At 70.2% G+C, this 14,085-nt stretch carries 12 protein-coding genes; 3 read left to right on the top strand and 9 right to left on the bottom strand.

The window, feature by feature from the left end; all coding sequences use genetic code 11:
* The first annotated feature begins 298 nt into the window (after window positions 1-298).
* Together JYK02_RS06785 and JYK02_RS06780 are read left to right on the top strand one after the other, a co-directional pair.
* Window positions 299-1,903: a helix-turn-helix domain-containing protein gene (locus tag JYK02_RS06785; protein WP_207049848.1), complete on the top strand. Its 1,605-nt coding sequence runs from the start codon at window positions 299-301 to the stop codon at window positions 1,901-1,903.
* Between the two features lies 1 nt (window position 1,904).
* Window positions 1,905-2,774 carry a tetratricopeptide repeat protein gene (locus JYK02_RS06780; protein WP_207049847.1) on the top strand — a complete coding sequence of 290 codons (870 nt, stop codon included), beginning with the start codon at window positions 1,905-1,907 and terminating at the stop codon, window positions 2,772-2,774.
* Between the two features lie 34 nt (window positions 2,775-2,808).
* Here the strand turns inward: JYK02_RS06780 and JYK02_RS06775 are convergent, their stop codons facing one another.
* The 3 genes from JYK02_RS06775 to JYK02_RS06765 form a co-directional block, all read right to left on the bottom strand.
* A complete protein-coding gene (locus JYK02_RS06775) occupies window positions 2,809-3,246 on the bottom strand; it encodes a hypothetical protein (protein WP_207050589.1) in 438 nt (145 codons plus the stop codon).
* A gap of 38 nt (window positions 3,247-3,284) precedes the next feature.
* A complete protein-coding gene (locus JYK02_RS06770; protein ID WP_207049837.1) occupies window positions 3,285-4,067 on the bottom strand; it encodes a sulfite exporter TauE/SafE family protein in 783 nt (260 codons plus the stop codon).
* A gap of 128 nt (window positions 4,068-4,195) precedes the next feature.
* On the bottom strand, window positions 4,196-5,092 hold the full coding sequence (locus JYK02_RS06765) for a hypothetical protein (protein ID WP_207049836.1): 897 nt from the start codon (window positions 5,090-5,092) through the stop codon (window positions 4,196-4,198).
* 136 nt (window positions 5,093-5,228) lie between these two features.
* On the opposite strand from JYK02_RS06765, the gene JYK02_RS06760 reads away from it, so the two are divergent.
* Window positions 5,229-6,851, top strand: a complete 1,623-nt coding sequence (locus tag JYK02_RS06760; protein ID WP_207049834.1) for a leucyl aminopeptidase — start codon at window positions 5,229-5,231, stop codon at window positions 6,849-6,851.
* Between the two features lie 71 nt (window positions 6,852-6,922).
* On the opposite strand, the gene JYK02_RS06755 is transcribed toward JYK02_RS06760, so the two are convergent.
* The 6 genes from JYK02_RS06755 to ruvB form a co-directional block, all read right to left on the bottom strand.
* A complete protein-coding gene (locus tag JYK02_RS06755; RefSeq protein WP_207049832.1) occupies window positions 6,923-7,540 on the bottom strand; it encodes a hypothetical protein in 618 nt (205 codons plus the stop codon).
* A 126-nt stretch (window positions 7,541-7,666) separates the two neighbouring features.
* Window positions 7,667-8,905 (bottom strand): DUF4388 domain-containing protein, encoded by a 1,239-nt coding sequence (locus tag JYK02_RS06750; protein ID WP_207049831.1) that lies wholly within the window; start codon window positions 8,903-8,905, stop codon window positions 7,667-7,669.
* A 31-nt stretch (window positions 8,906-8,936) separates the two neighbouring features.
* The gene (locus tag JYK02_RS06745) at window positions 8,937-10,031 is read right to left on the bottom strand and encodes a thioredoxin domain-containing protein (protein WP_207049830.1); all 1,095 of its coding nucleotides are present in this window, start codon (window positions 10,029-10,031) and stop codon (window positions 8,937-8,939) included.
* Window positions 10,032-10,087: 56 nt separating this feature from the next.
* Window positions 10,088-11,032, bottom strand: a complete 945-nt coding sequence (gene lpxC, locus JYK02_RS06740) for a UDP-3-O-acyl-N-acetylglucosamine deacetylase (protein WP_207049829.1) — start codon at window positions 11,030-11,032, stop codon at window positions 10,088-10,090.
* 448 nt (window positions 11,033-11,480) lie between these two features.
* Window positions 11,481-12,968, bottom strand: coding sequence for a hypothetical protein (locus JYK02_RS06735; protein ID WP_207049828.1), 1,488 nt, complete (start codon window positions 12,966-12,968; stop codon window positions 11,481-11,483).
* Between the two features lie 16 nt (window positions 12,969-12,984).
* The gene (gene ruvB / locus JYK02_RS06730) at window positions 12,985-14,019 is read right to left on the bottom strand and encodes a Holliday junction branch migration DNA helicase RuvB (RefSeq protein ID WP_207049826.1); all 1,035 of its coding nucleotides are present in this window, start codon (window positions 14,017-14,019) and stop codon (window positions 12,985-12,987) included.
* Window positions 14,020-14,085 lie beyond the last annotated feature (66 nt).

The following is a 14,085-nucleotide window of genomic DNA, read 5'->3' as shown; positions in this document are numbered from 1 at the left end:
GCGCCCGTTTACTGACTTTTCCCCAGCCCTGTCGCATCGCGTCAGTCAAGGGTTGACAGCGCGGCTCCCGGGGGCCGTCGCCGCACACCGGGGCTGCCTGAAAGCGCCGTGATTACATGGGATTACGTCCCGCTACGGCCAGGGTGGGGGCAGTCAACCCTTCGCGCGTCGCCTGCGGGACAGCGCTGCGGCGAACCGAAAACGTTGATTGCAAATCGGTAAATCGATTTGCAGAGTGGATCCAGAGACCCGGCGTTTGGAGCGCGCCTCCTGACGCGGCCCGCCGGGGGTTGGAGCCATGAACAACGACAACGCTCTGAACGCGAACGTGGGGCTGAAGCTTCGAGGCCTCCGCTTGCAGCGCAACATCAAGCAGGCGGACGCCGCCAAGGACCTGGGCGTTTCGCCCGCGTACCTGAACCTCATCGAGAAGGGGAAGCGCGTGATGCCCTTCCCCCTGCTGTGGAAGGCGCTGCGCTACTTCGAGCAGGACCCCGAGCAGTTCATGTCCACGCTGGGCGAGGGCCGCGTGGACGAGGCCCTGGCGAAGCTGTTGGACGAACCGCTGCTCAAGAGTCTGGACATCGACTCGGAGTCGCTCCAGTCGCTGTCCGCGGAGCCGAAGCTGGCGGGCACCGTCGCGGCCCTCTTCAACCTCTACAAGAACACGCGCACGCAGCTGGAGAACGTGCTCGCGCAGCTCAACGTGGAGGAGAGGACGCGCACGCAGGGGTCCACCTCCGGCATGGGCAACACGCCGGGCGTGCGCTTCGACTACTCGCCCTTCGACGAGGTCAGCGACTTCCTGGAGAAGCACCGCAACTACTTCCCGGAGCTGGAGGAGCAGGCGGAGGGGCTGCGGCGCGACTTCCGCCTGGAGCAGCAGCTCACCAGCAGCCAGCTCATCCGCATGCTGGAGGAGCGGTTCGACTTCAAGGTCCAGATTGAGCGCGCGGCCAGCGGTTCGTCCGTGGTGCGCCGGCTGGACCTGGACGCGCGCACGCTCACGCTGTCACCGGACCTGACGGAGCAGCCGCTGAAGTTCCAGGTGGCCGCGTCCATTGGCCTCATGGTGATGGACCGCGAGAAGCTGGTGGAGCGCATCCTGGGCGCGGGCCGCATGCGCCACGGCGAGACGGAGCGCCTCATCAAAGTAAACCTGGCGAACTACTTCGCCGGCGCGCTGATGCTGCCCTACGGCGAGTTCTTCAAGGAGGTGCAGCGCACGCGCTACGACGTGGAGCTGCTCTCCAACATCTTCGGCACCACCTACGAGACGGTGGCCCACCGCATCTGCAACCTGTCCGACCCCAAGCGCCAGGGCCTGCCCTTCCACTTCCTGCGCGCGGACATCGCCGGGAACATCTCCAAGCGCTACAGCGGCACCGGCATCCGCTTCGCTTCGGGCGGCGGAAGCTGCGCGAAGTGGGCGGTGCACCTGGCGTTCCTCAACCCGTCTCAAATCACGCGCCAGTACTCCATCATGCCGGACGGCACGACGTACTTCTGCTTCGCGAAGGTGCAGCTGCAGCCGATTGAAGGCTCCATCGTGAAGGGCACGGCGTACTCCATCGGCCTGGGCACGCACGCGGAGAACGCGAAGTACCTGGCGTACGGCCTGCCCACCAACGACCTGCGCAAGGACGCCATCCCCAGCGGCATCTCCTGCCGCTTCTGCGAGCGCACGGACTGCAACCAGCGCGCGGCGGCCAGCTACCGCTTCGCGTTCGCCTTCGACGAGTACACGAAGAAGGACTGCTTCTTCTCCCCGCTGCTCGTCCACGAGAAGGAGAAGGCCGAGCGCAACGGAAACGCCGAAGCCGATGGCAACGGTGCTGAAGGCGCCGAGAAGCACGATTCGCTGGACAGGGGCGTCCGCCGCCGCAAGGTTCACGAGAACTGACATGCACCCGTCCGACACCGAACGCGCCCACATCACCGACGCCATCCAGAAGCAGAAGAACGCGCTCGCCCCGCTGCGCATCACCGGCTCGCCCGCGGAGGTGGGCCAGGGGCTGGTGCAGTTGGCGGAGCTGTACGGGATGCTGGAGGACCACGCGCAGAGCCGTGAGCACTACGAGGAGGCCTATGGCTTCTTCAAGACCGCGGGCAACAAGCCCGGTCAGGCACAGGCCCTCTTCGGCCTGGGTGTGGTGAAGGCCCACTTCGAGGACCACAAGGGCGCCATCGAGCACATGGCCACCGCCGCCCTGCTCTTCAACGAGGGGCGTGACCGCGAAGGCGAGGCGCTCTGCCGCGCGTGCATCGGCGAGTCCCTGCGTTCGCTGGGCGAGGCCGACGGCGCCGAGGAGAAATACCAGGAGGCGCTCATCCTCTACCGCCAGACGCGCAACAACGAGCGCATCGCGCGGCTGCTCCTGGACATCGGCGACCTGCGCATGGCCAAGGGCGAGTACGAGCCCGCCCGCAAGCGCTTCCTGGAGGCCGTGCCGCTGCTGGAGCAGGGCGAGGACCCGGAGGCGCTCGCGCTGGGGCACCTGCTGCTGGGCGAAGCGGAAGGGCTCCTGGGCCACCACGACAACGCGCGGCCGCACCTCCTGCGCGCGGTGGACGTGTACGGCGGCCTGCACGACCACGTCTACGAGGCCCGCGCGAGATGGGACCTGGGGCTGTCCTGCTACTACCTCCAGGACTACCCCGCGGCCCGCGAGCAGTTCGAGGCCGTGCTGCCCATGTACGAGGACCTGAAGCAGCACGACGAGGTCGCGAAGGTGAAGAACGTGCTCGCGCACTTCGCCGCGCGCGGCGTGTAGCCCCGCGCGCGGTCTTCCTGCGTCTTGCTTCGCGTCAGGCCTGGAAGCCCGCGCCCACCGCCAGCGCGAGCAGCCCGATGACGCCCGCGGCGATGGCGGCGTAACGCCACTCGCCGCGCAGGCCCAGGAGCGTGCCCGCCATCGCCAGCCGCGCCACCGGCGTCACCAGCAGCATGGACGCCGCGCCCTTGCGCAGCAGGTCGATGGCCACGTGCACGGACTCGTCGCGTGGCAGCAGCTCCAGCGCGAGTGACGTGACGAACATGGCGCCGCTCGTCACGGCCCCGGTGCGCAGCACGCGGGCAATCCACCGTTCTCCCGCCGCGAGCCGCTTCGCCCCCCGGCGCTCGCGAGGGACTGCCTCTGGCTGGGTGATGGGTTCCCGCGGCAGTTCCTGGGGGAACTCCGCGTCCAGCACCACCGACGTCGCCCGCGCGTTGCGACGCGGGGGCCCTGCATCCGGCACCATCATCGACGGGTGGACACCGGGTATTTCAGGCTCTGCTTCACTCATTTCCATACGCTCGGCCACAACCCCTCCCCTCCCTTCCACAACATCTGTCCGGCCACGATGAGCAGGACGGCCGCGAAGAGCTTCTTCAGCACCGCGGTCGGCGTCCTCAACATCAGCTTGCTGCCCACGGATGCTCCGGCCAGCACCCCTACGACCAACGGCGCGACGAGCCCGAGATTCAATTGGCCGCGCCAGGCGTAGGCCGCGACGCTCGCCGCCCCGGTGACGCCCACCATGAGGTTGCTGGTGGCGCTGGCGACCTTGAAGGGCACGCGCATGCCGTAGGTCATCAGCGGCACCTTCAGCGGACCGCCGCCCACACCCAGGAGCGCGGACAGGCCGCCCGCCACGAAGGAGCCGGAGATGCCCAGCGGGTAGTTGCCGGGGACGTAGTTGGCCGCCGTCGCGGGCTCCTGACGCGGGGTGCGCAGGAGCATCATCTGGAGCGACACGAAGAGCGTGAAGAGGCCGAACACCACGGCCACCATCGCCTCCGCGACGAAGGCGGCGACGAGCCCGCCGGCGATGGCGCCCAGCACCGTGGCCAGCTCCAGCGTGAGCCCCAGGCGCAAGTCACTGAGCTTGTTCTCCACGTAGCTGGCGGCGGCGGCGCAGGAGTTGGCCACCACGCACATCAGGCTCGCGGGGACGGCCTGCTCCAGCGGGATTCCGAATCCCAACACCAGCGCGGGCACCAGGACGATGCCGCCTCCGATGCCCAGGAGCGACCCCAACCCACCCGCCAACACACCCGCCGCCATGAGGAGGAAGACCGTCATTCCCTATCGAGGATAGGAGGCGCTCCCCGCTTCGGATAGCGGCACATCCCCGAGGGCAACCGGCTTGATTGGTTGGATGCCCTGCACGCGGACACGACCCTGGGACGCGGGCCGTGTGGATCCGTTCACTACGCGGCGGTGGCGCCCAGCGTTCCCTCGGGGAAGTCCTCCAGGAAGCGCGCGCGCGTGCGCGGCGTGTAGGTGCCGCGCGCCATGTAGCCGTGCAGCTTCTTGATCAGCCCGCGCGTCACTTCCAGCGCGGCGTCCAGTTCCACCGCGAAGTCAAAGTGATCATTGCGGTACAGCTCCTGGAAGGAGAGCTGCGAGTACGCCGGCAGCGCCCTCATGCGGCCGAGCGGACTGGAGAGGAAGGCGCCGGAGACGTAGAGGCCGCGCACCCAGCCGTCCAGCTCCGCCTTGGTGGGGGCCTGCCCCACGCGGTCCTGCGAGGCCAGCCGGACCAGCTCGTAGATGCCCCGGCCGATGCCGCGCAGCGGGATGCCGGAGCTCTTCACGACCTGGAACTTCTCGCGGATGCGCGCGGTGCCCACGCCATCCGTGCCGTCCTGTTCGCGCAGGAAGAAGAGCGTCTGGGCCCACTCCACCTGACGCCGTGCGTCCCAGGCCCGCTCGCCCTTGCGGCGGTGGCGCAGCACCAGCCCGTCCACCAGCGGGTGGAGGCGCCGGTCCAGGCTCAGGTGCGTGAAGTAGCCGGCCAGGATGGCCAGGCCCGCCTCCGTGCCCACCAGGGCCCCGGAGGCCACGAGCTCCGCCATCTTCAGGCCCAGGCCCACCGGGGCGCGCTCGTGGTACAGCCGCGCGAAGGGGGGCCAGCCGGCCTCCGGCTGCATCAGCACGCCCAGGCCCCCGCGCACGCCCGCGCACAGGGGCAGGTCCGGCAGCGCCGCGCCGAAGCGCGCGTAGGGCAGGTCCTCGGTCAGCGCTCGCACCCAGTCGGCGGGGAGCCCGTCCGGATGGGCGGCCAACCGTTCGATGGCCGTCAGATGCAGCAGCAGGGTGGGCATTGGGAGTGCACAGCTATCCAGCGCGCCGGGGCATTGCAATGCCCGAGTGGCAACCAGCGCTTTGCGAGCAACACGGCCCGCGTCTACAGTCGCGCCCCTCGGATCACCCCCTTCCTTTTCAGGAGTCCAAGTCGCCATGCAATTCAGTCTCGTCTCCGGTGAAGCCGCGCCGGTGAGCGGTGAGCTGCTCGTCATCCCCCTCTTCGAGGGCGAGCTGGGTGATTCCGCCCCCGCGGCGCTGGCTGCCGCGGACTCGGCCCTGGAGGGCAAGCTGCGCGCCGCCGCCACCCAGGAGGGCTTCAAGGGCAAGGGGGACCAGTCCTTCCTCCTGCACACCCTGGGGAAGCTGGGCTCCGACCGCGTCCTCTTGCTGGGCCTGGGCAACCGCGCGCGCTTCCAGCCGGAGGTGCTGCGGCTGGCCGCGGGCCGCGCGGCGAAGACGGCGCAGCGGCTGAAGGCCACCGCCATCGGCTTCCGCGTGCCCGCCACGGACGACGCGGCGATGGCCGTGCGCGCGGTGGTGGAGGGCCTGGAGCTGGGCGTCTACCGCTTCGACAAGTACAAGTCCGCCGCGCGCGAGGAGAAGGGCGCGCCCAAGCTGACGCGCGCCACGCTGTCCCTGCCGGAGGGCACGGAGAAGTCGCGCGCGCTGGACGACGCGCTGAACCTGGGCCTGAAGCTGGCGGAGGCCGTCAACTGGGCGCGCGACCTGGTCAACGAGCCCCCCAACGTGGTGACCCCCACGAAGCTGGCGCAGGCCGCGCAGCAGGCCGCGAAGGAAGGCGGGCTCACGGCGGAGATTGGCGGGCGCAAGGAGATCGAACGCCTGAACATGGGCATGTTCCTGGGCGTCACCGCCGGCAGCGTGCAGGAGCCCCGGCTCATCCACCTCGTCTACACGCCGAAGAACGCGAAGGACGCCAAGCGCGCCCCGCTGGCGCTGGTGGGCAAGGCCATCACGTTCGACTCGGGCGGCCTGTCGCTCAAGCCCACCGAGGGCATGGTGGAGATGAAGACGGACATGGCCGGCTCCGCCGCGGTGCTGGCCGCGATGAAGGTCATCGGCTCCGTGGTGAAGCCGCCCTTCCCCGTGCACGCCTTCATCGGCGCGTGTGAGAACATGCCGTCCGGCACGGCGTACAAGCCGGGTGACATCCTCACGGCGCGCTCCGGCAAGACGGTGGAGATCACCAACACGGACGCGGAAGGCCGCCTGGTGCTGGGTGACATGATCACCTGGGCCGCCGAGCACGAGCCGTCCGCCATCATCGACCTGGCGACGCTCACGGGCGCGTGCATGGTGGCGCTGGGCAACTACATCGTGGGCGCCTTCGGCGACGACGACGACACGGTGAACAGCGTGCTCGCCGCCGCGCGCGCCGCGGGCGAGGAGATGTGGCGCCTGCCCGTCAGCGACCTGCAGAAGGACGCGCTGCGCTCGGAAGTGGCGGACATGAAGAACTCCGGCGAGCGCTGGGGCGGCGCCATCAACGCGGCCCTCTTCCTCAAGGAGTTCGTGGGCGACACGCCCTGGGTGCACCTGGATATCGCCGGTCCGTCCAACAGCCCCAAGGAGCGCGGCTACCTCAACAAGGGTGGCACGGGCGTGGGCGCGCGCACGCTGGTGGAGCTGGTGCGCCGCCGGGCCACGGAGGTCGCCTCGCAGCCGGAGCCCACCAAGGCCGAGTCTCCCGCCACCAAGGCGCCCAAGGCCGCCAAGGCCCCGAAGGCCGCCAAGGGCAAGCCGGCCCGCGCTTAAGGTCAGCGCGGGGCTTCAAGGGCCCTGGGTCCCACGCCTTCCGCGGCGTGAGGCCTGGGGCCTTTCCCTTTTCAGGGCGTCCGGGGCGTCGAGCGCACCGCCACGCTCGGCTCCGGGAGCGGACGGACACCGGCCATCAGGTCGTCCACGCTCTGGGTGATGTCGGCGGAGGCCTCCGTGGGCCACGTGGCCAGCATCATCAGCACGCGGCCGGAGTTGCCCTCGCGCACGGCCACCTTGCCGCGCACGCCCTCCCCCACCTGGAAGTCGAAGCCCACGGCGTTGTCCGACAGCGCGATGGGCCGCGGATCCGTGGTGGTGAAGCCCGGCTGCTGGCGCAGCCCCTGCGTCAGCCGCTCCGCGAACTGCACGGGCGTGGCCACGCCGGGCGCCACCTGCAGCACCACCTGGGCCCCCGTCACGCGGTGGCGCAGGATGACGGGAATCGCCAGCCCCTCCGGGGTGCGCTCGTTCGTCTCGTCCAGTTGCCACTCCGCGGTGGGCCGGACGATTTCGAAGCCCAGGTCCTCGTCCACGTAGCGCCGCGTGGTGGAGGCGATGGCGGACTCATCGGAAGCCCTGCCCGAGCCGCCCGTGCCGGGCTCCGCCTTCGTCACCGCCGTCCGGGACGCGCCACACGCCGTGCTCAGCAGAAGCACACCCCACCCCAACATCCGCATCGCGCCCATGTCGCTCGTCCCCCGCCTGCCACCAGCCGTGGCGAGGAACGTGGGCACCCACCCCAGGGGCCGCCAGGGGCACGTGGGGGCGGTGTACGCTGTCCGACGGAGGAAACTCCCCGCCTGGGGCCTGGGCTACGTCAGGCCGCCCTGGAGGGTCCGGTAGGTGTTGGCCAGCCGCTCGGCCACGTCCGCGGGCAGCACGTTGCGCGCGGAGAACAGCGCGTAGGACACGAACGCGTCCAGCGCCTCCAGCGCCATCGCCCGGCCCACCGCCTCACCGCCGCTGGTGGACACGTTGGCGCGCAGCCGGGCCACGTCCACGCGCCCGTCCGGCCCCAGCGTGACGCCCTGGTAGGCGTCCTCCAGCCCCGGGGGCGGCGCCTCCACGAAGCCGCGCAGCAGGTCCACGTCCCGGCCCGCCTCGCGCAGCGCGCGGTGCACCAGGGACAGGAGGAGGTTGTAGCGCTCCTCCGCGGACAGGAGCTCCCAGGCCATGCCCTCCACCGCGGGGCCCGGGGCGGGAGGCGCCTCCGCGGGCCGCACGGCCAGGTGGCCGCCGCGCACCGCCTCCTCCACGCCGCTGTAGAACGCGTACAGGCTGCCCGCGTAGGCGGCCCGGAGCACGCCCAGCGTGGTGCCCTCGCCCAGCCTGGCGAACAGGGCCTCCTCGCCGGGCAGCGCGCCCTGGGGGCCGGGCGTCACGCGCATGTCGTCCGGGAAGCGGCGGCGCAGCCGGCCCGTCTCCTCCGCGCGCTTGATGCCGGTGAGCACCAGGTCGCGCGTGCGCTCCGGCAGCTTCACCGCGTCCACCGCCGGGGCCTTGGCCTCCAGGAAGAGGAAGCTGCCCTCCACCATCTCGAAGAGGTTGAGCACCACCTCGCGCACCACGAACGTCATGGCGCTGTAGAGGCTGGCCTCGGAGACCAGCCCCTGCGACGTGAGCACCTGGCCAATCCGGCGCGCGGGCGTCACCTGCGCGAGCGCCTGGGCGAGCTTCGCCTCCGTCAGGAGCCCCAGCCGCACCATCACCGCGCCCAGCCGCTCCCAGCGCTCGCTGGAGGTGGCGAAGACCACCTGCCCGTCGCGGAAGGCCACCGTGCGGCGCACGCCGCCGTGCTGCACGACGAGCTGGCCCGTGCGGATGCCGGAGAGGATTTGAGCGAACACCTCCTCGACCGAGAGCGTCTCCAGGCTGCCGGCGAAGAAGCCGGACGCGCCGTGGGATTCCGGGAGGAGCACCAGCCCCTCCGGCGCCAGGAAGTGCGCCGAGAGGGGCCGGGTGGGAGAGACGACGGCGGCGAGCGGCCGCTCCAGCTCGAGCGAAGCCGCCTCACCGCTCACGCGGGGCGTGGCCCTGGGTTTGGACGCCACCGCAGCCCTCCCTCACTGCCGAGCTTCAGGACTACTTCGCGCCCTTGAGCTCCGCGTCGATGACGCTCTTGAACTCGTCGAAGGGCTGCGCGCCGGACAGCATGATGCCGTTGATGAAGAACGCCGGCGTGCCGCTGACGCCCACCTTGGAGCCGTCCGCCATGTCCGCCTTCACCGTCGCGGCCTTCTCGCCGGAGTCGAGGCAGGAGTTGAACTTGGCGGTGTCCAGCTTCAGCTCGCCCGCGTACTTCTTCAGGTCATCCACGCCCAGCGCCTGCTGGCTGGCGAAGAGCTTGTCGTGCATCTCCCAGAACTTGCCCTGGTCGTTGGCGCACAGCGAGGCCTCGGCGGCCTTCTGCGCCTGCTTGTGGAAGTCCAGGGGGAACTGGCGGAACACCAGGCGCACCTTGTCGCCGTAGGTCTTCGTCACCTGGTCCACCGACGCGATGGCGCGGCTGCAGAACGGGCACTGGAAGTCGCTGAACTCCACGATGGTGACCGGCGCGTTCTCCGGACCCTTGGACGGGCCGGTGGCGGCCACCTGCTTGCGCTCCGCGGGCGGGCGCGGGGGCTCGGGCAGCTCGTACTTCACGTTGGCGCCCTGGCGGAGCGAGTCGAAGAACTTCTGGGCCTGCTCCTGCTTCTGCTGGCCGGACAGGAAGTCCACGATCTGCGGCTTCATCTGCTCGTAGGTCGCGCCCGGGGGCAGCTGGCCCTTGGCGCCCTCGAACACCTCCTTGATCTTCTCTTCCGGAGGCGCGGGGATCTTGTCGTCGATCTCCGCCTTGAGCAGCTGGTCCTCGGTGATGCCGCGCTTGGTGGCCTCGGCCTTCACCAGGCGCTCCGTGACGAGCCCTTCCAGGCCGCGCTTGCGCAGCTGGAACTTCTGCTTGTCCAGGTTGGCCAGCGGCTCCTTGATGCGCTCGTTGAGCTCACCGAAGGTGACCTTCTCGTTGTTGCCGAAGGTGGCCACCACGGTGTCCGCCGAGGGCTCCGCGGCATTGGCCGCCTGGGCCTGCGCGGCGGGCGCCTGGGCATTGGCCGGCGCCTTCTCCTTGTTGCAACCGGCGGTGAGGGATGCCGCGAGGAGAGCGGCCAGGGCGATGCGAGTAGAGCGCATGGACATAGCCAGCCGACTTAATAGAGGTCCCCGGGACTGGCAAGGAATTGCCAGTCTGGCGTTCAGGCGACCAGGGGCTCCAGCTCCAACGCGCCCGCGAGGCTTCCGCGGCCCGACTCACGGCCCTCCACGTCCCGGCGGCGCGCGGTGACGATGTCGAAGCAGGAGGGGTCCGCCAGCACCTTGCGCACCAGCTTGTGATTGAGCGCGTGGCCCGTCTTGAAGGCAGTCATGTGGCCAATGACAGGCCGGCCGAACAGCGACACGTCGCCGATGGCATCCAGGATCTTGTGGCGCACGAACTCGTCCGGGAAGCGCAGGCCGTCCGGGTTGAGGATGGAGGCCTCGTCCACGACGACCGCGTTCTCCAGCGAGCCGCCGCGCGCCAGGCCCAGCGTCTTGAGCTTCTCCACGTCGCGCAGGAAGCCGAACGTGCGGGCGCGGGAAATCTCACGCGAGAAGCCCCGGTCGTTCACGTCCACGTCGAAGGACTGGCCCTGGATGACGGGGTGCTCGAAGTCGATGGTGCAGCTGATGCGGAAGCGCCGGGCGGGGGTGAGCGAGGCCTGCTTGTCGCCGTCCTGCACCACCACGCTCTTCTTGATGACCAGGTACTCGCGAGGCGCGTCCAGCTCGTGCGAGCCCGCCTCCATGATGGCGTGGGTGAAGGGCGCCGCGCTGCCGTCCATGATGGGCACTTCCGGCCCGTCCAGCTCCGCGCGCACGTTGTCGATGCCCAGCGCCGCGAGCGCGGACATCAGGTGCTCCACCGTGCCCACCTTCACGCCGTCCCGGCCCAGGGTGGTGGCCAGCGACGTGTCCACCACGTACTCCGCCAGCGCGGGGATGCTCACCGGGCGCGCCAGGTCCGTGCGGACGAAGACGATGCCGTGACCCGCGGGCGCGGGCTTCAGGGTCAGCGTCACGGGCAACCCGGAGTGGAGCCCCACGCCGCGGCAGACGGCCGGCTGGGAGAGGGTGCGCTGGAAGTCGGTGAGCTGGAGCATGTCGGTGTCGCCTCTAGGGACTGCTTCGTACTGACATACGCGGGGTATGGCCCCGTCAGGCCGTTCCACCGCGGTCTGACGCGGTGCACATAGGAGCAATCAACATGCCACGGGGCCGTGACACAAGGACTGCGTGGAGGGGCCCCCCGGCCCTTCCCAACCCCCCGGAACTGCTGGCGAACCGGGGACCCGGACGGGGTACGGCCTGGACCGGGGCGCGGACACCCCTCTTGGGAAACCCACCACTGCTCCTCCCACCGTGACAGCGATGTCCGGAATCCATCCTTCGGACCCCGCCACCCCCGGACGGTTTCGCGCCAACCGGGAGTACGTGTCACCCACGCAACAGGGGCGCGTCTCTATCGCAGGCGAGTGCCCGGAAGCAAACGCCGGCCCGGGACTCACGGAGAGTCCGGGGCTTGACGGAAATCATGACCGGGAGGGTGGGTCAGCGTCCGGAAGGCGGCAGGAAGCGATCGCGCAGGGCTTCCGCGTCCGGCCGGTCGAAGCCGCGGCCCTGCAGGAGCGAGCGGCGGCTGACGGCGTGGAAGGTGGTCTCCAGCGTTTGTGAGAACCGCCGGAGGTCCTCCGCCAGGCGGCTGCGGATGCCGGGGCCTTCCGGGGGCCAGGGCAGCTCCACCAGGAGCGAGGTGAAGCGGTCGAAGGCGTCGTAGTCCGCGTAGCGCAGCAGCTGGTAGCCGCCGTCGTGGAAGTAGTCGAGGAACGACTTGAGGGCCTCCAGCACGCGCTCGGCGGCCACGACGTCCTCCGCGCGCAGGTGGCTCTCGGCGGCGCGGCAGAGCTGGGCGTAGACCCACAGGTCCTTGCGCAGGCGCAGCGCGGCGTCCTGGGCGCTGGTGAGGTGGGCGAAGGCCTCGTCCCCCAGCGAGCCGTTGGGGGACAGCGCGTCCACCAGCGCGACGATCTGCTGGCGCAGCAGCGTGGTGAAGGCCTCCGCGGCGCGCAGGGGGGCGGCGGGGTCGCGGTCCAGGTCCACCAGCACATCGCGGGAGATGCGGTCCGTCTCCCGGGCCAGGTCGCGCGCGGCGCGCAGCGTGGCGGCCTGCAGGTGCTTGGGGCCGGCCTTGGGGGACAGCTCCGTGTGCAGGTAGCTGGCGACGGCGGAGACCTCCCCGCGCACCAGCGACAGGAGCACGCGCACGCGGCGCGGCACGGGCGGCTGGGACTCCGGGTCCACGTGCGTCAGGTAGTGCAGCACGCGGAAGAGGCCCAGGAACGCGGTGGTGAAGAGGGGCCGCGTGTCGGAAGGCAGCGTGCCCAGGACATCCAGCAGGCGCACGGAGCGAAGCCGGTCGTACTCGACGCGGAACTCCAGCGGGCGGAAGGGGCGGAAGTAGCGGTTGAGGACGATCTCCCGCAGCGTCAGCTTGCCCACGTCCTGGAACAGCGACAGGCCGATGAGCGGCAGCTGGAGCAGGTTGTCGAGCAGGTTCTTCAGCGCGTCGAAGGCCTCGCGCACGACGAAGAGGCTCTCCGGCGGGGTCTCCTGGTCCAGCTCTTCTTCAATCAGCAGCCGGCGCACGCGGTCATCCGCGAGCTGGGTCTCCACGTACTTGCGGAAGACCATCTTCGGGTCGCTGTCCGGGTCCTGCAGGTGCCGGGCGACGCGCACCGCGCGCTCCATGGCGTCGCGCACGTCCACCAGCTCCTCGTGGAAGTCGCGCGTGACCAGCGGCCGGGCGCGGGCGTCCACCACGGAGTTGTGGAGGTTCAAGTAGCGCTCCACGGCGCGCAGCCACATCTCGAACTCGAAGAGCAGCTCCTCGCGGCCCTCCACCGGCACGCCCCGGAGCCAGCGCTCCCTCTCCGCGAGGAAGCCCGCGCGCGTGGCCTGCGAGGCGCGCATCAGGTCGCCGTAGTAGTCGCGGGAACCGGGGAGGACCGTGGGCACGGCGGGCGCGGAGGCTTGGCTCATGGCGGAAGGGCTGGGGCTAGAAGAGGGTCCCCTGTGGGGTGGGGGGCGGCGTCTTCTTGAAGTACTGGTAGGTGCGCAGCGTGGCGGTGCGGCCGCGGGGCGTGCGCATGAGGAAGCCCTCCTGCATGAGGAAGGGCTCGTAGACGTCCTCGATGGTGTCGCGCTGCTCGCCCACGCTCGCGGCGATGGTCTCCACGCCCACCGGGCCGCCGCCGAACTTCTCCAGGATGGTCAGCAGGATCTTGCGGTCCATCGCGTCCAGGCCGCTGGCGTCCACGCCCAGGCGGCTCAGGGAGTCGTGCGCCAGGTCGTAGGTGATGCGGCCGTTGCCCTCCACCTGGGCGAAGTCGCGCAGGCGGCGCAAGAGGCGGTTCGCGATGCGGGGCGTGCCGCGCGAGCGGGTGGAGACCTCGCGGCTGGCGGCGCGGTCCATGGGCACGCCGAGGATGCGCGCGGAGCGGTCGAGGATCTGCTCCAGGAACTTCGGCTCGTAGTACTCCAGGCGGTCCTGGATCTGGAAGCGGTCGCGCAGGGGGGACGTGAGCAGGCCCGTGCGCGTGGTGGCGCCCACCAGGGTGAAGGGCGGCAAATCAATTTTCATCGCGCGGGCGGCGGGCCCGGTGTCGATGGTGATGTCCAGCCGGAAGTCCTCCATCGCCGGGTAGAGGTACTCCTCCACGGCGGCGTTGAGGCGGTGGATTTCATCGATGAAGAGGATGTCCCGCTCGTTGAGGTTGGTGAGCAGGCCCGCCAGGTCCCCCTTCTTCTCCAGCGCGGGGCCGCTGGTGACGTGGATGCCCACGCCCAGCTCGTTCGCGATGATGTGCGCGAGCGACGTCTTGCCCAGGCCCGGGGGTCCGGAGAACAGACAGTGGTCCAGCGCGTCGCCCCGGCTCTTCGCCGCGGCCACGTACACCTTGAGCTTCTCGACGACCGCCCCCTGCCCCACGTACTCGTCGAAGGTGCGCGGGCGCAGGGAGGCCTCCAGCCGGATGTCTTCCGGCTGAACATCTCCCGAGAGGGTGTCGTCGGACTTCCTCGCCATCGCCATTCCGACCCTATACAGCGAAGGGGCCACGTGTCGCTGCCCTTCTGGCGGCGCTACACTCGGAGTGGC

The sequence above is a fragment of the Corallococcus macrosporus genome (genome assembly GCF_017302985.1).
Taxonomy (GTDB): Bacteria; Myxococcota; Myxococcia; order Myxococcales; family Myxococcaceae; genus Corallococcus; species Corallococcus macrosporus_A.
The sequence above is the reverse complement of the archived record's forward strand: the minus strand, read 5'-3'. Positions and strand labels throughout refer to the sequence as shown.